This is a genomic window from Streptomyces sp. NBC_00377, assembly GCF_036075115.1.
GTDB lineage: Bacteria > Actinomycetota > Actinomycetes > Streptomycetales > Streptomycetaceae > Streptomyces.
Genome location: NZ_CP107958.1, coordinates 8,767,020 through 8,783,879, shown reverse-complemented (window position 1 = coordinate 8,783,879; position 16,860 = coordinate 8,767,020). Strand labels below are relative to the sequence as shown.

General features: G+C 70.3%; 19 protein-coding genes. 13 read left to right on the top strand and 6 right to left on the bottom strand.

Translation table 11 applies throughout. The features are described 5' to 3' along the window. Positions 1-43: 43 nt before the first annotated feature. The 3 genes from OHS71_RS39015 to OHS71_RS39005 all read left to right on the top strand — a co-directional run bounded on the left by OHS71_RS39015 (position 44) and on the right by OHS71_RS39005 (position 2,304). Positions 44-988, top strand: coding sequence for an ATP-binding cassette domain-containing protein (locus OHS71_RS39015; protein ID WP_328484044.1), 945 nt, complete (start codon positions 44-46; stop codon positions 986-988). Between the two features lie 26 nt (positions 989-1,014). Further along, entirely contained in the window at positions 1,015-1,767 is a 753-nt protein-coding gene (locus tag OHS71_RS39010; RefSeq protein WP_328484788.1) for an ABC transporter permease, read from the top strand. Between the two features lie 132 nt (positions 1,768-1,899). Beyond that, positions 1,900-2,304 carry a hypothetical protein gene (locus tag OHS71_RS39005; RefSeq protein WP_328484043.1) on the top strand — a complete coding sequence of 135 codons (405 nt, stop codon included), beginning with the start codon at positions 1,900-1,902 and terminating at the stop codon, positions 2,302-2,304. 93 nt (positions 2,305-2,397) lie between these two features. Here the strand turns inward: OHS71_RS39005 and OHS71_RS39000 are convergent, their stop codons facing one another. Next, the gene (locus OHS71_RS39000; protein ID WP_328484042.1) at positions 2,398-2,964 is read right to left on the bottom strand and encodes an alpha/beta fold hydrolase; all 567 of its coding nucleotides are present in this window, start codon (positions 2,962-2,964) and stop codon (positions 2,398-2,400) included. Between the two features lie 108 nt (positions 2,965-3,072). Between OHS71_RS39000 and OHS71_RS38995 the strand changes: the two genes are divergently transcribed. Together OHS71_RS38995 and OHS71_RS38990 are read left to right on the top strand one after the other, a co-directional pair. Then, entirely contained in the window at positions 3,073-3,813 is a 741-nt protein-coding gene (locus OHS71_RS38995; RefSeq protein WP_328484041.1) for a VOC family protein, read from the top strand. A 385-nt stretch (positions 3,814-4,198) separates the two neighbouring features. Next, complete coding sequence (locus tag OHS71_RS38990) at positions 4,199-4,909, top strand: hypothetical protein (protein WP_328484040.1); 711 nt, start codon at positions 4,199-4,201, stop codon at positions 4,907-4,909. 45 nt (positions 4,910-4,954) lie between these two features. Here OHS71_RS38990 and trhA read toward each other — a convergent pair whose 3' ends face one another. From trhA to OHS71_RS38975, 3 genes are all read right to left on the bottom strand, one after another. After that, positions 4,955-5,755, bottom strand: a complete 801-nt coding sequence (gene trhA / locus OHS71_RS38985; RefSeq protein WP_443047137.1) for a PAQR family membrane homeostasis protein TrhA — start codon at positions 5,753-5,755, stop codon at positions 4,955-4,957. Between the two features lie 59 nt (positions 5,756-5,814). Then, entirely contained in the window at positions 5,815-6,147 is a 333-nt protein-coding gene (locus OHS71_RS38980) for a MerR family transcriptional regulator (RefSeq protein ID WP_328484039.1), read from the bottom strand. 585 nt (positions 6,148-6,732) lie between these two features. After that, positions 6,733-7,284 carry a GNAT family N-acetyltransferase gene (locus OHS71_RS38975; RefSeq protein ID WP_328484038.1) on the bottom strand — a complete coding sequence of 184 codons (552 nt, stop codon included), beginning with the start codon at positions 7,282-7,284 and terminating at the stop codon, positions 6,733-6,735. 483 nt (positions 7,285-7,767) lie between these two features. On the opposite strand from OHS71_RS38975, the gene OHS71_RS38970 reads away from it, so the two are divergent. Together OHS71_RS38970 and OHS71_RS38965 are read left to right on the top strand one after the other, a co-directional pair. Continuing rightward, positions 7,768-8,484, top strand: a complete 717-nt coding sequence (locus OHS71_RS38970) for an NADPH-dependent F420 reductase (RefSeq protein ID WP_328484037.1) — start codon at positions 7,768-7,770, stop codon at positions 8,482-8,484. Between the two features lie 174 nt (positions 8,485-8,658). Further along, positions 8,659-9,231 (top strand): GNAT family N-acetyltransferase, encoded by a 573-nt coding sequence (locus OHS71_RS38965; RefSeq protein WP_328484036.1) that lies wholly within the window; start codon positions 8,659-8,661, stop codon positions 9,229-9,231. A gap of 201 nt (positions 9,232-9,432) precedes the next feature. On the opposite strand, the gene OHS71_RS38960 is transcribed toward OHS71_RS38965, so the two are convergent. Then, positions 9,433-9,636 (bottom strand): cold-shock protein, encoded by a 204-nt coding sequence (locus OHS71_RS38960; RefSeq protein ID WP_009192932.1) that lies wholly within the window; start codon positions 9,634-9,636, stop codon positions 9,433-9,435. A gap of 369 nt (positions 9,637-10,005) precedes the next feature. On the opposite strand from OHS71_RS38960, the gene OHS71_RS38955 reads away from it, so the two are divergent. Beyond that, a complete protein-coding gene (locus OHS71_RS38955) occupies positions 10,006-10,452 on the top strand; it encodes a hypothetical protein (protein ID WP_328484035.1) in 447 nt (148 codons plus the stop codon). A 142-nt stretch (positions 10,453-10,594) separates the two neighbouring features. Here OHS71_RS38955 and OHS71_RS38950 read toward each other — a convergent pair whose 3' ends face one another. Continuing rightward, positions 10,595-12,127 carry an MFS transporter gene (locus tag OHS71_RS38950; RefSeq protein ID WP_328484034.1) on the bottom strand — a complete coding sequence of 511 codons (1,533 nt, stop codon included), beginning with the start codon at positions 12,125-12,127 and terminating at the stop codon, positions 10,595-10,597. A gap of 310 nt (positions 12,128-12,437) precedes the next feature. On the opposite strand from OHS71_RS38950, the gene OHS71_RS38945 reads away from it, so the two are divergent. From OHS71_RS38945 to OHS71_RS38925, 5 genes are all read left to right on the top strand, one after another. Then, positions 12,438-13,646, top strand: a complete 1,209-nt coding sequence (locus OHS71_RS38945) for an RNA ligase (protein WP_328484033.1) — start codon at positions 12,438-12,440, stop codon at positions 13,644-13,646. A gap of 2 nt (positions 13,647-13,648) precedes the next feature. After that, the gene (locus OHS71_RS38940; RefSeq protein ID WP_328484032.1) at positions 13,649-14,563 is read left to right on the top strand and encodes a phosphatase domain-containing protein; all 915 of its coding nucleotides are present in this window, start codon (positions 13,649-13,651) and stop codon (positions 14,561-14,563) included. 198 nt (positions 14,564-14,761) lie between these two features. Beyond that, a complete protein-coding gene (locus OHS71_RS38935; protein ID WP_328484031.1) occupies positions 14,762-15,115 on the top strand; it encodes a VOC family protein in 354 nt (117 codons plus the stop codon). 288 nt (positions 15,116-15,403) lie between these two features. Further along, entirely contained in the window at positions 15,404-16,435 is a 1,032-nt protein-coding gene (locus OHS71_RS38930) for an AI-2E family transporter (RefSeq protein ID WP_328484030.1), read from the top strand. Between the two features lie 115 nt (positions 16,436-16,550). Then, positions 16,551-16,829, top strand: a complete 279-nt coding sequence (locus tag OHS71_RS38925; RefSeq protein WP_328484029.1) for a GlsB/YeaQ/YmgE family stress response membrane protein — start codon at positions 16,551-16,553, stop codon at positions 16,827-16,829. Positions 16,830-16,860 lie beyond the last annotated feature (31 nt).

The window sequence follows — 16,860 nt, the reverse complement described above, 5'->3', positions numbered from 1 at the left end:
ATGGTAGTTACGTACATCGCACGTAGTGCGCTATGGTCGGCACATGACTACTACGTACGCTGTACTTAGTGAAGGTCTGGAGAAGCGGTTCGGAGAGGTGCGCGCCTTGCGCGGCTTCGACCTCGCCGTCCCGCAGGGCACGGTCTGCGGGATCCTCGGGCCGAACGGGGCGGGCAAGACCACGGCGATACGGCTGCTGACCACACTGCTGCGTCCGGACGCCGGGTCGGCCCGGGTCGCGGGTCACGATCTCGTCCGGGAGGCTTCCGCCGTACGGCGGGCCATAAGCGTCACCGGGCAGTACGCCACCGTCGACGGGGACCTCACCGGCCGCCAGAACCTCCGTCTGTTCGCACGCCTGCACCGGGTACGCGGACCGGCGGAGCGCGCCGCGGACCTCCTGGCCCGCTTCGGACTGACCGAGGCCGCCGACCGTCCCGCCTCCACCTACTCGGGCGGCATGCGCCGACGCCTCGACCTGGCGGCCGGCCTGGTCCGCCGCCCCCGCGTCCTCTTCCTCGACGAGCCGACCACGGGCCTCGACCCGGCCAGCCGGGGCGACATCTGGGAGGCGGTCCGCGAACTCAAGCGCGACGGCACGACCGTCCTGCTCACCACCCAGTACCTGGAGGAGGCGGATCAACTCGCCGACGACATAGCCCTGATGGACCGGGGCAGGGTCGCGCACACCGGTTCACCACACCACCTCAAGGCGCTCATCGGCTCCTACGCCGAGGTCGTCGTCGCCGACGCGGACGCCCTGCCGAAGGCGGCCGACGTCCTGGACCGGCTCACCGGCACACGACCGGCGTCGGACCACGAGCGCAGAACCGTCGGCGCGGTCACCCGGGACGCGACACTCACCCTCCCCCGCCTGGTACGCGAACTCGACGCGGCCGGCGTGCCGTTGCTCGACGCCGGCCTGCGCCCGCCGACCCTCGACGAGGTCTTCCTTCGCCTCACCACCGACCAGGAGGTCACCACGTGAGCACTCTCGCCCACGACGGCACGGCCATGCTCGGACGACAGCTCCTGCGCATCCGCAACAACCCGGCCCTGGCGATCCTCACCCAGACCATGCCGATCACCATGCTGCTGTTCTTCGGCTACGTCTTCGGCAGCGCGCTGGCGATGCCGGGCGCCGAGTACCGCTCGTTCCTCGTGCCGGGCCTGCTGGTGGCGACCGCCGCCAACGGAATCATGACGGGCATGTTCCAGGCAGCGCAGGACGTCCACCGGGGCGTGACGGACCGGCTGCGCACCCTGCCGGTGAGCCGTGCGGCAGTACCCCTCGGGCAAGCGGCGGCCGACCTGGTGGTCACGGCAGTGGGCACGCTCCCCTTCCTGCTCGTGGGGCTCGCCGTCGGCTGGCGTGTGCAGGGGTCGGCGCTCGCCGCTCTCGGCGCCGTGAGCCTGTTGCTGCTGTTCCGGCTCGCGTGCACCTGGGCCGGGATCTACCTCGGGCTCCTCTCCCGCAGCGAGGAGGCGGCGGGCCAGCTGGGCAGCGCGACCTTCATGCTGCCGCTGCTGTCCAACGCCTACATCCCCACCGACCAGCTGCCGTCCTGGCTGCGCACGCTCGCCGAGTGGAATCCGATCAGCGCGGTGACGACAGCCCTGCGGGACCTGTTCGGCAACGCACCGGTCCCGCAGGGGGCCGCCTGGCCGGTCGCCCATCCGGTCGCGGGATCCCTGGCCTGGTGCACGGTGCTGATCGCGGTGTTCGTACCGCCGGCGGTACGGCGGTACGCGCGTCCCGGCGCCTGAACGGCCCGGGCACGGCAGCCGTGATCCGAACTCCCTTGAACGGGCTGGTCGTTCCCCACCGCGGGGGGCCTGCCATGCTGGGGTCGGCGTGAAGACACAGCGTCCGATTCGCGGCTCAGGGGAAGGGGAACCATGGTCAGTCGTGGAGCCACCGCACACCCGTACGGACGCGTGGCCGGCTGGGGCTGGTTCCTGGGGTGGCTCGCGGTCGGGGGCCTCGCAGGAGTCGGACTGGCCGCCATTCTGACCGTGGGCATCGTCCTGGTGCTCGTGGCCGCGGTGGGGGCGGGTCTCCTGCTGTGGCAGGGCCCGGGGAACGCGACGGCCGGCCTGGTGGCCGGGCTGGCCCTGCCACTCCTCTACATCGCCTACCTGAACCGAAGCGGCCCGGGGAACGTCTGCCATACCGTGACCGGCGGCCAGACGTGCATCGAGGAGTACCCCCCGATCCCGTTCCTGGTCGGTGGTGTCATCTTCTTCGCCGCAGGCTTTCTGATCTTCACGACACTCAACCGGAGAAACAAGGGAACCGGTTGAGCCCGCCGGGCCGCGAGCGAGCGTCGGTCACGGTCGTCGAGGAACGAACGGCGAAGCGACCTGGCGTGGGCATCGACAGCAGGCCCCAGGTGATCAGGATGTGAGGTGGCCGAGGCGGATCACCTCGGCCACCTCACTCAGGTCGTTGTTCAGCTGGTGATCCCGCCGGGGCAGCCGATGCACCTGCGCCTGCGGGATCACGCGGGCATAGAGGTCGGCGTGCGACGGCGGGGCGGTGTCGTCCTCGAGTCCGTGGAACACGTGCACCCGCGTGCCGTCCGGCAGCCGTGCGCCGAGGTCGCCGGACAGTTCGAACTCCTCGCCCGGCCAGCCCCCTCGTCCGACGAACGGGGCGGCGATCAGCACGATCGCCGCGAGCCTGCGCTCCGGCGGCTGCTCGGCGAGGGTCTGGACGAGCAGCGTCCCGCCCACCGAATGGCCTGCCACGACAGCGCCGTCCTGCAAGTCCGCCAGCTCGTTCCGAATGGCCGGACTCCACCGGGCGTAACCCGGATCACGCTCGTCGGGCATCCGCGGGTAGCGGACCTCGTACTCGTCCTCGAGTTCTCGCCTCAGACTGTCGACCAGCTTGTCGTCCCATGCGTCGTACGCGCCCTCGCCGCCGCCCTGGATGAACAAGACCTGCCGAGTTCCCGTCATGCCGTTCGTCCTTCGCATCGTCGTAGCGCAACGGTGACGCGCTGACCCGAGCCCTTCGCCCGAACCATTCTGGATGTAGCCGCAGAGCAGGCGCATAGGATCGCCGGCATGGCACTGCGACCTGTTCAGGTGAACATGAAGGCTCTTGATCACTCGGCGGTCGGCCGGTTCTGGGCGGAGGCGCTCGGCTGGAGTGCCTACAGTCCCGGCGTGACCACCTACGTCGGACCCGGCGGCGGTCTGGTGTGGCCGGACCCGGTCGCCCTCGGCATCGACGTCGTTCCCGTTCCGGAGGCCAAGACGGCGACGAAGAACCGTGTGCACCTCGACCTCGCCACCACCTCCGCGGCCCACCGGACGGAGTTGGTCGCGCGCCTGGAGACTCTCGGCGCCACGCCCGCCCACGTGGGCCAGGGCGAAGTGCCGTGGACGGTCCTCGCCGACCCGGAGGGCAACGAGTTCTGCGTGCTGGAGCCTCGGGAGACCTACCGGGACACCGGACCGATCGCCGCGGTGGTGATCGACTGCGCGGATCCGCGGGACATGGCCCGGTTCTGGGGAGAGGCGGTGGACTGGGTCCTGCACGAGGTGTCCGACGACCATGCGGCGTTGCGCTCCGCCGACGGCGTCGGCCCGTATCTGGAGTTCCTCCGCACGCCCGACGGGAAGACCGTGCCTGACCGCGTCCATCTCGACCTGTTGCCGTACCCCGGTGACGATCGAGCGGCGGAGGTGGCCCGGCTGCGGTCCCTCGGCGCCAGCGACCTCGACCTCGGCCAGGGCGACGTCCCGTGGACGTGCCTGGCCGACCCGGAGGGCCACGAGTTCTGCGTTCTCGCCCCGTCCTGACGCGATGCCCTGACGGCCTCCCGGCACACTCCGAGAAGTGTGGTGCGAAGGCAGGTTCACGTGCGGCCACGAGTCGTTCCACCGCGGGATCCTCCGCAGGATTGCCCACCCGACCAGAGGCCGGACCTGCTCGTGACCGGCAGCGCCCACGACGAGTTCCTGCGAAAGCGGCCCTTCACGGTCTGAGGCAGACCGCCCGACGAGCAGGACAGGGCACGGCGCTTCCGGACATGCGCGGCCGCCCAACTGAGCTGACGTGACCCGGTGTCGCCCGCGCTCCGGCGACATCTGGCCGGAATGCAACCACGGACGGCCTAAACTCGTCCCTTCCTCCCGAGCCGACGAGGCTTGCGGAGATCTCGAACAAGCAAGAGGGGGACGAACCATGAACCAGACGCCGAGGAAGAGCCGTCGCAGACCGGGCGCCGTCCGGGCGGTCGTGCTGGGTGTATGCGCCGCAGGGGCGCTGTCCCTCGCCGGCTGCTCCGGTGACGGCGGCACGGCGAGCGGGAGCGGCAGCGGTAGCGCCGCAGCGAGCGCGACGACTACCGGCACCAGCGGCGACACGACCGGCGCCACCGCCGGGAAGTCGGGGTCGGACGCCGGCCCGACGGGCGGCAAGGCCGCCGCGAAGGCTTCCACTGACGCGGGCAGCGGCGCCAAGTCCCCCAGCGCTGTGCCCATTGCCTCCAAGCCCGCGGTTCCCACGGCGACGAGCACGGCAGCGGCAGACGGTGAGGGTGAGGACTGCGACCACAAGATGCCCATCTCCCCCGACGAGGTCGCGGTCTACCGCTACACGCCGGAAGGAGGATCTCTGAGCCTGATCGTCAAGTACGGCAACTGGGGATGCGGCGAGCCCGACTCCGACGGCGCACCGTTCGAGACGGTCGGCAAAGAGACCTACATCCCGATGGACCAGGCCGCGTACGTCACGGTCACCAACCCCATCGTGGAAAGCACCGAGAACCAGCACATCGGCGTCCAGGAGTTCCTCGACTGGCTCGAGGCACACCCGAATTCCGGGCTGGTGTTCACCTACCACCTCGGTGGTGACGGGGCCATCGACCGCCTGGACGAGGTGTTCACCCCCTAGGGCGTGTCTGTGCGCACCGGCACGGTTTCCCATCGACGTGCGTGGTCATGTGGCCGCCAGCAGGATGGCCGTGTAGTGCGCGGCGAAGGCCGCGATGGTCAGGGCGTGGAAGACCTCGTGGAACCCGAACCAGGCCGGTGAGGGGTCGGGGCGCTTGAGTCCGTAGACGACGGCGCCGGCGGTGTAGAGCAGACCGCCGGCGATGACGAGTACGACGACCGCGGCGCCCCCGGCACGTGCGAAGTCGGGGAGGTAGAACACGGCCACCCAGCCCAGGACGATGTAGCACGGGGTGTACAGCCAGCGGGGAGCCCCGATCCACAGGATGCGGAAGGCGATGCCGACCAGGGCGCCTGTCCACACCAGCGCCAACAGCACCCGCTGCGCGCCTCCGGACAGCAGCAGTACCGCCAGCGGGGTGTAGGTACCGGCGATGATCAGGAAGATGTTCGCGTGGTCCAGCCTCCGCAGCACCGCCTCCCCGCGCGGCCCCCACGTCCCGCGGTGGTAGACGCCGCTGGTACCGAACAGCAGACAGGCCGAAACCGCGTACACCGCGCAGGCCGCCACTGCCGCCGCCGAACGCGAAACGGCGATCAGGACGATTCCTCCGGCCAGCGCCAGGGGGAACACGCCGGCATGCAGCCAGCCGCGCATTCTCGGCTTGAGCACGGCCGCCGCCCGCTCCACCCCGCTTTCCGCACCGGCGGCAGCCGGCGCGTCAGCCGGCCGTACGGTTGTGCCGACAGGCGCCGACTCCGCCGGGGTGCGGGCGTCGGGCGTGGTGCCGGAGTCGGGCTGGGACTGCCGCCCGCGGGTGGGCGGCTGGGCTTCTTCGGCGATCATGCGCTCATATTCTCGAAGTGATGGAAGGGCACGGTCCGGTGCGTCGCCGTGACCGCGGATCAGAGGTCAGCCGTGTGCGGGGCCACGGTGCGGCGGTATTCGGCGTTGATGCGCTGCGCTTCCTCGAGCTGGTCCTCGAGGATGATGATGCGGCAGGCCGCCTCGATGGGGGTCCCCTGGTCGACGAGCTCCCTGGCGCGGGCGGCGATCCGCAACTGGTAGCGGGAGTAGCGGCGATGTCCACCCGCGGAGCGCAGCGGGGTGATCAGGCGGGCGTCGCCGATGGCGCGCAGGAAGCCCTGCGTGGTGCCGAGTATCTCGGCGGCCCGGCCCATGGTGTAGGCGGGGTAGTCGTCGTCGTCGAGACGGCCGATGGGATCGACTGCTGTCATCTCACCTCTCTGTGAACGCATGGAGGGGCCCTGGCACCGTACGGCGCCAGGGCCCGAGGGAATTGCTACACCATCTGCCGGCCCTACTGCTGCGCCGGCCTTCTGCCTCTGCAAACCCGACCTGAACACTGCCGGGAATGCCGGGATCGCGGTTGCTCGACCGGAGACCACCTCACTATCGATGTCCTGCGGTACCCGGACTCGAGACTCCTGTCCGGGCGATCCTGATGGCGCTCTGCTCCTCCGTTCGTCCCTCGGTCATCCCTGGTGCGAACTTCACTTACCGATACTGCGACTTCGATACCGCTCCCGGCAGTTCATGTCTGCCGGGCCTCTTGTCTCTCTGGGCTACGAGAGAAACCATACCCACACCACCGACCAATGTCTACTCTCACCAAGATAGATTTTCGCTTCTTGAGCAGTGAGGTGTGATGTGACCCGGAGCGGTGACGGAGAGCGGCCCACACAGCCCCATCGGGCCGGGCGGCCAGCCGGTCACGGACCACCGGTCGCTGCGCCTGTCCGCCGAGACCGACCTGGGGGCGGCCCTGGAACGCAGACACTCGCGCCGCACCGGGCGCGGGCTCAGCGGGACGGCACGACCGAGGAAGACCACGCGCCGAGCCACTGCTCGGCACCCCACTCCTCGAACCGCTGCACCTCGCGGAACCCGAGCTTCGCAGCGAGGCGCATCGAGCGGGCGTTGGCAGTCCGGGTGCAGAGCACCACCGGTTCGCCGGGAAGCGCGTCGGCGAACCAGCCGAGCGCCGCAGCGCACGCCTCGGCGGCGTATCCGCGTCCCCATGCCCTCGGCAGGAACAGGTAGCCGAGCTCGGCCTCTCCCGCATCGGGACGCACATGGCTCCGACGCTCCGCATCACGCCGGTTGAGCTCGACCGTGCCGATCATCACTCCGCCGAGATCGACCACGAAGAGGCCAGGGCGCCGCCCGGGTATCTCAGGCACCGCCCGCTCAAGCTCAGCACGCGGTCGAGGGCCACCGATATAGGAGCCCACCTCCGGCGAGGCGAACAGCGCGATGAACGCCGCACGGTCCCGGGCCTCGGACTCACGGAGCACGAGCCGCTCCGTCCTGATCGGGGCAGGTGGCCAGGCAACGGCTCCGAGCGCGGTCATGACAGGCAACCTATCGCGGGCCCGCCGGGCAGATGCCCCCTCTACTCGGAGATCCGTGCGGAGCGCCCGCGATGCTCCGTACTCCAACCACACGGGGCACCGGCACAGCGGCTGCGCAGAGCCCACGACCGAGGGGCGGGCCGAGCGGCCCACCCCTGTGGCCGCCTTGAGCCGTAGCCGCAGTCATCGGCCGTCGTCGCGCCGCTCCGAGACGGGGCTGACGGGACTTCTTCGAACCCGCAGTTCTCCTCGGGCCCCTTCGGCAGCGCATGTCAGCAGCCGGGCGGTGGCCCGCCGGGAGCACATCGCCCGGCTCGGCGACCCCGCGGACGCGCCGCGTCAGTGGCTGCGCGCCATGACCGGCCTCGCCGGACCCCACCTCTTTGACAATACGGAGGCAATCTCCGTATCGTCCGAAGGGTAAACGGAAGCACCCTCCGTTTACTGGCCGTACGTGGAGAACCACCAAAGCAAGGAGCAGCGATGCGGACTCTGGGAATCATCGGAAGCGGGAACATCGGGGCCGCTGTCGCGCGTCTGGCGGTGGCGGCGGACATCGCCGTGGTGATCGCCAACTCGCGCGGCCCGCAGAGCCTGACGGAACTCGTCGACGAGCTGGGCCCCCGAGCGACCGCCGGCACCATCGAGCAGGCCGCCCGCGCCGGGGAGGAGACGCTGCTCAGCATCCCCCTGACCGCGTACCGCTCGCTGCCCGCCGACCTGTTGCGGGGAAGGACCGTGCTCGACACCGGCAACTACTACCCCCACCGGGACGGCCGGATCGCCGCACTCGACTCCGAGGAACTGACCACCACGGAGCTGGCCCGGCAACTGCTGCCCGGCGCCCTGCTGGTCAAGGCCTTCAACAACATCCTGGCCCACCACATCCCTCAACTCGCCCGTCCCAGCGGGTCCCCGGACCGCAGCGCCCTGCCCATCGCCGGCGACGACCCCGACGCGAAGGCGCGCGCAGCGGAGCTGATCGACCGGCTCGGCTTCGACACCGTCGACGCCGGCACCCTGGAGCGGAGTTGGCGCTTCGAGCCGGAGTCCGGCGCCTACACACACATCTACCTCGCCGACCCCGAGGTCCCGGCGGGGCACATGCTCCAGGCCCCCGCCGCACCGCTCCCCGCCGACAGGCTGCGCGCCGTCCTGGAGACGGCCCATCGCGCCAAGGTGGCCGACCGCACCTTCTGAGCTCCGAGGAGGTCTGATGTTCCCCGTGCGGGGCGGCAACGAGGCGGCGATGAACCTCCGCACGAGCGCCGGGTACCGGGCCCAGGAGGAAAGCCGTTCGATCGCCCTTCCCCGTTCTGCGCGCTCTCGGTAATTGCGTTGTTGATCCGGTGAGGCTGAGGCAGCATCCCGGTCATGGGACAGCCTGCTGAGGTGCTTCGCTTTGACCGGGTCGAACTGCGCCGGTGGCGTGTCGACGACATCGAGGGCCTGCACCGGGCCATCACCGAGTCGCGTGACCACCTGCTGCCGTGGATGCCCTTTGCCGCCACCCACGACCGGAAGCAGGGCGAGAGGTTCCTGATCTACTCCGAGGAGCAGTGGGCCTCGGGAGAGGCCTACAACTACGCGATGACCTCGGAGGGTGTGGTGGTCGGCAGTTGCGGACTGCACCGCCGGATCGGACCGGGCGGTCTGGACATCGGGTATTGGCTTCATCAGGCGTGGACGGGGAAAGGGCTGGCCACCATGGCCGCGGCCGCCCTCGTGCAGGAAGGGCGCAACCTTCCGGGCATCGATCGCATCGAGATCCACCACGACGAGGCCAACCCCGCGAGCGGTGCCGTCGCACGCCGCTTGGGCTTCACCGAAGTGGAGCGTGTGCGGCTGCCGCAGGGGCCGGAAGCCCCCGGCGAGACGGGCGTCCAGGTGAGATGGCGCCTCCGGACCCGAGCCGAAGAAGTCCGGCATGTCGGGGGACCTGCCTGATCCGTCCTTCGAGGCGCCCGGGTGCGGGCGCCGACGCAAAGGGGCCCGGCGATGCCGGGCCCCTCGCTTGTCGTCGCAGGGACGGACTCGTGCCCGCGAGCCCGGGTCACGGGCCCGGCGGGCGAGCCGCCGTGCCGCCCCATCCCGCGTCGCCCGTCCGCTCTGGACCGCGGCCCCGGGGTGGGGCGGTGTGCGGCTGTCTCAGCCGCGGACGATGTTCTCGGCCTGCGGACCCTTCTGCCCTTGCGTCACGTCGAACGTGACCGGCTCACCCTCCACCAGTTCGCGGTAGCCGTTGCCGGAGATGTTGGAGTAGTGGGCGAAGACGTCCGGTCCACCGCCGTCCTGAGCGATGAAGCCGAAGCCCTTTTCGGAGTTGAACCACTTCACGGTGCCGCTGGCCATGCTGTGTCCTTCACTTCTTGCCGGGGGTCCCGGCTGGTCTGTGTGCGGGGCCGTCCATGATCGGAAGGCACCCGGACTCCGTTCTACCCCGTCGACGGCTCGGTTATCCGACTTTTACGCCGGTCGCGCATGTCGGGTGCCAGAGCCTGGCGGGAAGCCACAACTCACGTTCGTCATCGCGGCGGGTGGCCGCCCCGGCCCGCGCAGCACGACCGTCCGACGCGCCCGCGGAAGTGACGGCGCGCCCGACTGTCACACCCTCATGGCAGCCCGGTCACAGGGCCCCGCCGAAACCCGCCCCGCGCAGCCGTCACCCGGTCCGGCCATGTCACCATGACCGTCAGGCATCACCGTCCAGGGGGGACACCCATGCGCACTCGCGCAATCACCACCACCGCAGCTCTGCTTCTCGTCGCGCTCACCGCCTGCTCCTCGTCCGACGACGCCCCGGCCGCCAACGACAGCGGAACACCCGCCGCCGAGCCCACCGTCAGCGTTCCGGCCGAGCACGTGGGCGACGACCTCATGGCCGCAGTGGCCGTCTACACCTCCGCGTACTTCGCCGGCGACGCCGACACCGCGTACGCCATGCTGTCCGCGCGCTGCGCGAAGGAGATCACCAAGGTCGCGTACGCCGGCGTCGTGGCCCGGGCGAAGACGGACTACGGGCCCGACCACCAGGCGACCGACGTACAGGCCGACGTGTCCGGCAACCTCGGCCGCGCCACCTACAAGGTGCAGGGCCTGCCCAAGTTCGACCGGACGAAGCAGCCGTGGGCGTTGGAGGGCGACGCCTGGAAATACGACGCCTGCTGATCCAGGCCGAAGACGCTGAACGCCGGGGTCGCAGCGACCCCGGCGGGACGCTTCTGACGGCCGTCGCGGCGGAGCCGCACGGTCGGGGCAGTCCGTGCCGTACGGGAGGCGGGCAGAAGGCGACGGACACCGGCGGACGGGATCAGCGGCGGCCTGCCGTCTCCCGGCCGACCTTGTACAGCTCCTGCGAGGTGGCGATGAGTTCCCGTCGCTCCTTCTTGGATCCCACCATGGGCTGGGAGCCGTGGAGGGACACCTGCGCACTCTCGGGCAGGAAGCGCACGGTGACCAGCCCGATGACGCCGGCCGCCATGAGGTAGAACGCGGGCATCATGTCGTTCCCGGTGAGGCTCACCAACGCCTCGGTGACCAGCGGCGTGGTACCGCCGAACGCGGCCACCGCGAAGTTGAAGCCGATGCCCATGGCGGCGTAGCGGACGGCCGTCGGGAACAGCGCGGGCAGCGTGGCGGCGCTCGGCGCGGCGAAGCAGGCGAGCAGGGTGGACAGGATCAGCACGCCGAAGACCGGCGGCCAGGTTCCGTCCATCTTGATCAGCAGGAAGGAGGGCACGGAGAGCACGATCATGCCCGCCGCCGCATAGCCGTACAGGGGGCGTCGGCCGATGTGGTCGCTGAGCCTGCCGAGGAAGGTGATGAGCACCACGATCCACACCATGCCCACGAGGACGAGGACGTCCGCGGAACTGCTGGAGCGCCCGAGGGTCTCGGTCTGGTAGGTGGGCAGGAACCCCGTGACCATGTAGTTGGTGACGTTGTAGAGCAGCACCAGTCCCATGCAGATGAGCAGGGCCCGCCAGTGATCCCTGACGATGGTCTTGAACTCGGTGCCCGCCGATTCCTTGGCGAGGCTCTGCTCGTGTTCGTCGAGTTGCTGCTGGAACGCGGGCGACTCCTCGAGCTTGAGACGCATGTAGAGGCCGATCACCCCGAGCGGGCCCGCGATCAGGAACGGGATCCGCCAGCCCCACGACAGCATCTCGGCATCGCTGAGCGCGAGATTCAGCCCGGTGACCAGGGCAGATCCCAGGGCGTAGCCGACGAAGGTGCCGAAGTCGAGCCAGCTCGAGAGGAAGCCGCGACGGCGGTCGGGCGAGTACTCGGCGACGAAGGTCGTGGCACCCCCGTACTCGCCGCCGGTGGAGAAGCCCTGCACCATGCGGGCGAGCAGCAGCAGGATCGGTGCGGCGATGCCGATCGTGGCGTAACTGGGGATGAGGCCGATGGCGAAGGTGCCCACCGCCATCATGATCATGGTGGTGGCGAGTACCTTCTGCCGGCCGAGGCGGTCCCCGAGCGGCCCGAAGACGAGACCGCCGAGGGGGCGTACGACGAACGCCGCCGCGAAGGTGGCGAAGGACGAGACGACCTGTGCGGCGGGAGACGCGCCGGGGAAGAAGACCTTTCCGATGGTGGCGGCGAGATAGCTGTAGACGCCGAAGTCGAACCACTCCATGCAGTTGCCGAGCGCCGAGGCGCCGACGGCACGCCGGAGCAGTGGTGGTTCGACGACCTGTACGTCGTCGTCGCGGAACGGACGCTTGTTCCGCTTCAGCCTGCGCGTGAGGTCCTGTCGGACCTGTGCGGGCAGACCGGCGATCTCGTTCGGCCCGGACCGGGCCGGTTCGGGCTGCCCGTCGGTCAGTGCGTCAGCCACTGCAATTCCTTACCGTCTTGCGTGAGATGACCTTTGCGCACAGTGAGGCGCCAGGTGCTTTCCGTACTCACAGAGGCTGCTGCCCGCTTTCCTCGGGCTCACGCAGTGACCGTGAACACGCCCGCCCCACCGGACAGCGGCAGCGGCAGCGACTTGCCGGCCCTCGGCGCCCGGGCAAACGCCTGTGCCGTGCCGCGCCGCGTCGAAGGCACTGTGTGACCAGTGCGTTGCTCACCCCGTGCGAAGACAAAATCGGTGTTCAGCGACCCTCCCCCGCGTGACAATCAGGGACCAGCAAGGGGAGGAACACATGAGCCAGGACCACCTGACTCTTCACGAGCTGCTGCCGCCGCAGGAACTGGCGGCCGCGCTCGAAGCGGGGCACGTCACACGCAAGCCGCACCCGGAACTGCCACTGTCCCTCTACACGTACACGAGGACATGCCAGTACGAGCGGGTGTGGAACCGCGTGACCATCCGCTGCCGCGGCCTTGTCGCCGACGACAGCACAGGTGAGATCGTCGCGCTTCCGCTGCCGAAGTTCTTCAACGTCGGTGAGCACGAGGCCGGTCAGTCATACGCGCCCGGCCTCCCGGACGAGCCGTTCGAGGTGTACGACAAGGTCGACGGCAGCCTCGCGGTGGTCTTCCACTACGCGGGGAGCTGGCGGGTCGCGTCCAAGGGCTCGTTCACCAGCACCCAGGCCACGTGGGCGCAGCGGCTGCTCGACGGCAAGGACACGTCCGGCCTCGTCCCCGGGGTGACCTACCTCGCGGAGATCCTCTACCCGCAGAACCGGATCGTCGTCGACTACGGCGAGCGTCGTGATCTGGTGCTGCTGGCCGCGTTCGCCAAGGACGGCGCCGAAGTGGCCCTGGCCGAGGCCGCGGCCCACTGGAACGGCATCGGATCGGTCGTCACCGTGTGGCCCGCCATGCCGCTCGCCGACCTCCTCGCCCTGGCCGAGGCCAACAGGCTGCCCGGCGGCCGCGCGGCCACCGGTACCGAGGCGGAGGGTTTCGTGCTGCGCTTCGCCTCGGGTGTGCGGGCCAAGGCCAAGCTCGCGGAGTACGTCCGGCTCCACAAGGTGATCACGGGTGTGACCGAGCGAGACATCTGGCGCGGTCACGGCATCCAGCGGTTCGCCGGACTGCCCGCCAAGCAGGTGGCCCAGGCGCTCGGCTGCTCGGCCGAGGACATCGAGACGTCCGGGGGCAGGCCTCTGGACGCGCTGCTGGAGCAGGTGCCCGACGAGTTCGACGCCTGGGTGCGCGGCGTCATCGCGGGGATCGAGAAGCAGGTGGGCGACCGCGAGCAGGCGATCGACGCGGCCTTCCGGTCGCTGTCCCGCCTCGCCGACGACCGGGGAGCCTTCGCCCGCGCCGCGGCGGCGCTGCCCGACGCGTCCCTGCGCCCCGCCATGTTCCTGCGCCTGGACGGACGCCCGACCGAGCTCGTGACCTACCGTTCCGCCCGGCCCGAGGCGTCCGACCCGTTCAAGACCGACGAGGAGAACTGACCGTGCCCGTAGTACACGTCATGACGGGGCTTCCGGCCTCGGGGAAGACGACCGCCGCGCGCAAGTTGCAGGCGGAGTCCGAGGGCCGGATACGCCGTGTCAACCTCGACGATCTGCGCATGATGCTGGACATCCCCGCACCCGAGCGCGGCCGGTCGCACACGCATGAGCAGACCGTGCTCGCGATCCAGGACGCGGCGGTGCGGGCGGCGGTCGACGGCGGTTTCGACGTCGTGGTGGACAACACGCACATGACGCCGCACATCCCGAAGCGGCTGAAGGCCGCGGTGGGCGGACAGGCCACCTTCGTCGTCCACGACTTCACCGACGTACCGGTGGAGGAGTGCGTACGGCGCGACGCCGAGCGGGACAGGCCGGTCGGCGAGGAGATCATCCGGCTCCTCGCCGACAAGCACACGAAGTCCCGGAGAGGCGGCTGGCGGCTCACCGCGGAGTGGCTGAACGACGAGCCCTCCGTCGAGCCCTACACCGCCGACCCGGCGCTTCCCTCCGCGGTCATGTGCGACATCGACGGCACGCTCGCCCTCCGGGGTGACCGGGGCGCCTACGACTTCACGCGCTGCGAGGAGGACCTGCTCAACGTGTCGGTGCGCGGGGCGCTGCGCTCCTTCCGCAGCGCCGACGGCGATGTCGTCGTCCTGCTCTCCGGCCGCGGTGAGGAGCACCGCGCACGTACGGAGGCGTGGCTTCGCGCGCACGAGGTTCCGTACGACGAACTGTGGATGCGTGCCGCCGGTGACGGCCGCCGCGACGACGTGGTGAAGGCCGAGCTCTTCGACCGGCATGTGCGTCATCGTTTCGCGGTCCGGGTCTCCCTGGACGACCGCGACCGTGTCGTCGCCGTGTGGCGCCGTATGGGCCTGCCGACCTGGCAGGTCAACTACGGCAGCTTCTGAGCGGCGGTGCGCGGGTGCGTCCTGGCGGGCCGGGCGCCGGCCGTCCACGCGGCGGCCGGCGCCCGGTGCTCCGAGGCACGGGCCGCCCGGGCAGGGCCGCCGGCTCCGGGGCCCGTCGGCCGGCCGCGTCGGTCGCGGAGCCCCCGAGCACCCGCGTGGGCACGGGCCGGTCCCTCGCGGACCTGGCAGGATGGCGGCATGGAACGTGTGCTGGGAATCGGTGGACACTTCATGCGGGCCGCGGACCCGGCGGGACTGAGCGCGTGGTACCGCGACTGTCTGGGCCTGGACGCCGACGAACACGGCCTGTGGCGTCAGGAACCCGGGCCGACGGTGTTCGCGGCGTTCGAGTCCGAGACCGACTACTTCGGGTCCCGCACTCAGCAGAGCATGCTGAACTTCCGGGTCCGCGACCTGGACGCGATGCTCGCGCAGGTGCGGGCCAAGGGAGCGGAAGTCTCCGAAGAGACGCAGGAGATGGAGGGTGTCGGGCGCTTCGGCTGGGTCACCGACCCCGAGGGCAACCGGGTCGAGCTCTGGCAGCCCGCCTGACCGCGACGGCGTCTCCGCCCGGGCGTTCGTCCGCGGGCGGCTCCCCGGTGTGTCTCGGCGTGACCGGCGAACCGCACCGGCTCCTTCCGGGACGCACCCGGCCGTCGCGATCGGCGCCACCCGGCCCGGGGCCGGGCCGCCTCCCCCGCCGAACCGGTACCGGCCTTCGGGGGAAGTTCGGGCCCGCGCCGCGGTGCGGCCGTCGGCGAGTGGTACGGGCATGGGGTGCCCACACCCCCCGATCAGCCCGCCCCGCCGCTCGGAGGACAAAGCGGCGAGGAGCCGCGCGTGCCGGCCCTGCTGCGGAGCGCGGCCGCCTACGCATGGAGGATCATCGCCGTCGGTGTCGTCGTCCGCGTCACGTTCTCCGTGCTCGGGCAGTTCCACCGGATCGCCGTCGCCGTCTTCCTCGGTCTCGTCATCACCGCCGTGCTCCGCCCCGTGGCCGGCCTCCTCGCCCGGTTCGTGCCCCGGCCGCTCGCGGTGGCCACCGCGCTCATCGGCGGCATCGCCCTCGTCCTCGGGGTGCTGGTCCTGGTGGGTGAGACCGCGGCGGATCAGCGAAGCGGCCTGGAGAAGGAGTTCGTGGCGGGAATCGACCGGATCGAGCGGCAGTTGGAGGAACCCCCCTTCCGGCTTCCCCCGAACGCCTTCGACGACCTCCAGGCCCGCATCGGTGACCTCGTGTCAAGTCACCGCTCCACCCTGATCAGTACGGCGCTCAGCGGGGCGAGCAGACTGGTCGAGGTCCTGACCGTACTGGCCCTGGCCCTGTTCTGCGCGGTCTTCTTCACGCATTCGGGCGACCGGCAGTGGCAGTGGCTGTGCGACCAGTTCCCGGAGCGCGCGCGTCGGCGTCTGACCGTCACCGGCAAGGCCGCCTGGCGGACGTTCACCGGCTACACGCACGGCATCCTGCTGGTGGCGGCGACCAACGCGGTCCTCGTGGGTATCGCGCTGTACGCTCTGGGGGTGCCGCTCGCCGTGCCGTTGGCGCTGCTGGAGTTCCTGGCCGCTTTCATCCCCCTGATCGGCTCGCCCATTGCCCTGGCGGTCGCATCCGTCGTCGCTCTCGCGTCGAAGGGGCCGTTCATCGCCCTGCTGGTCGTGGCCCTGATCGTGGTCATCGGACAGATCGAGGGCCACCTCCTGCACCCCCTCGTGATGAGCTGGGCCGTCCGGTTGCATCCGGTCGTGGTGGCACTGGCGGTGGTGGGCGGAGCGGTCGCGGCGGGAGTGATCGGCGCCGTGGTCGCCGTACCGCTGGTGGCCGTTGCGTGGTCCGTCCGCCAGACACTGCGAGCCGATACCGGTACGTAGCACGGCCGGTCACTCGCTTGTGCCGTCAAGGACTCGGCATCGAGACGTTTGTCCCCGCGCTTTCGGTGCACACGAGAGCTAACACTGTCTTTACACGACGAAGCGGAGACCCCTCATGGGCATCATTGCGTGGATCATCATCGGTCTGCTCGCCGGCGCCATCGCCAAGGCCCTGATGCCGGGCAAGGACCCCGGCGGCATCATCATCACCATGCTCATCGGGATCGCCGGCGGTCTGCTCGGCGGTTGGCTCGGCAAGGTGATCTTCGGCGTCGACTCCATCGACGGGTTCTTCGACCTCTCGACGTGGATCGCCGCGATCGTCGGCTCCTTCATCCTGCTCGCTCTCTACCGCGCCGTCGCCGGCAACCGGCATTCGCACCGCCACGCGTGACCCGCTGACGGCGTACGCGTCCCCACGCGTG

Bases quoted from the DNA above. Each gene is read 5' to 3' on its own strand.
- OHS71_RS38970 (WP_328484037.1), top strand. From the start codon at position 7,768: ATGCGGACTCTGGGAATCATCGGAAGCGGGAACATCGGGGCCGCTGTC.
- OHS71_RS38975 (WP_328484038.1), bottom strand. From the start codon at position 7,284: ATGACCGCGCTCGGAGCCGTTGCCTGGCCACCTGCCCCGATCAGGACG.
- OHS71_RS38955 (WP_328484035.1), top strand. From the start codon at position 10,006: ATGCGCACTCGCGCAATCACCACCACCGCAGCTCTGCTTCTCGTCGCG.
- OHS71_RS39015 (WP_328484044.1), top strand. From the start codon at position 44: ATGACTACTACGTACGCTGTACTTAGTGAAGGTCTGGAGAAGCGGTTC.
- OHS71_RS38990 (WP_328484040.1), top strand. From the start codon at position 4,199: ATGAACCAGACGCCGAGGAAGAGCCGTCGCAGACCGGGCGCCGTCCGG.
- OHS71_RS38995 (WP_328484041.1), top strand. From the start codon at position 3,073: ATGGCACTGCGACCTGTTCAGGTGAACATGAAGGCTCTTGATCACTCG.
- trhA (WP_443047137.1), bottom strand. From the start codon at position 5,755: ATGATCGCCGAAGAAGCCCAGCCGCCCACCCGCGGGCGGCAGTCCCAG.
- OHS71_RS39010 (WP_328484788.1), top strand. From the start codon at position 1,015: ATGCTCGGACGACAGCTCCTGCGCATCCGCAACAACCCGGCCCTGGCG.
- OHS71_RS38965 (WP_328484036.1), top strand. From the start codon at position 8,659: ATGGGACAGCCTGCTGAGGTGCTTCGCTTTGACCGGGTCGAACTGCGC.
- OHS71_RS38945 (WP_328484033.1), top strand. From the start codon at position 12,438: ATGAGCCAGGACCACCTGACTCTTCACGAGCTGCTGCCGCCGCAGGAA.
- OHS71_RS38935 (WP_328484031.1), top strand. From the start codon at position 14,762: ATGGAACGTGTGCTGGGAATCGGTGGACACTTCATGCGGGCCGCGGAC.
- OHS71_RS38925 (WP_328484029.1), top strand. From the start codon at position 16,551: ATGGGCATCATTGCGTGGATCATCATCGGTCTGCTCGCCGGCGCCATC.
- OHS71_RS38980 (WP_328484039.1), bottom strand. From the start codon at position 6,147: ATGACAGCAGTCGATCCCATCGGCCGTCTCGACGACGACGACTACCCC.
- OHS71_RS39005 (WP_328484043.1), top strand. From the start codon at position 1,900: ATGGTCAGTCGTGGAGCCACCGCACACCCGTACGGACGCGTGGCCGGC.
- OHS71_RS38960 (WP_009192932.1), bottom strand. From the start codon at position 9,636: ATGGCCAGCGGCACCGTGAAGTGGTTCAACTCCGAAAAGGGCTTCGGC.
- OHS71_RS39000 (WP_328484042.1), bottom strand. From the start codon at position 2,964: ATGACGGGAACTCGGCAGGTCTTGTTCATCCAGGGCGGCGGCGAGGGC.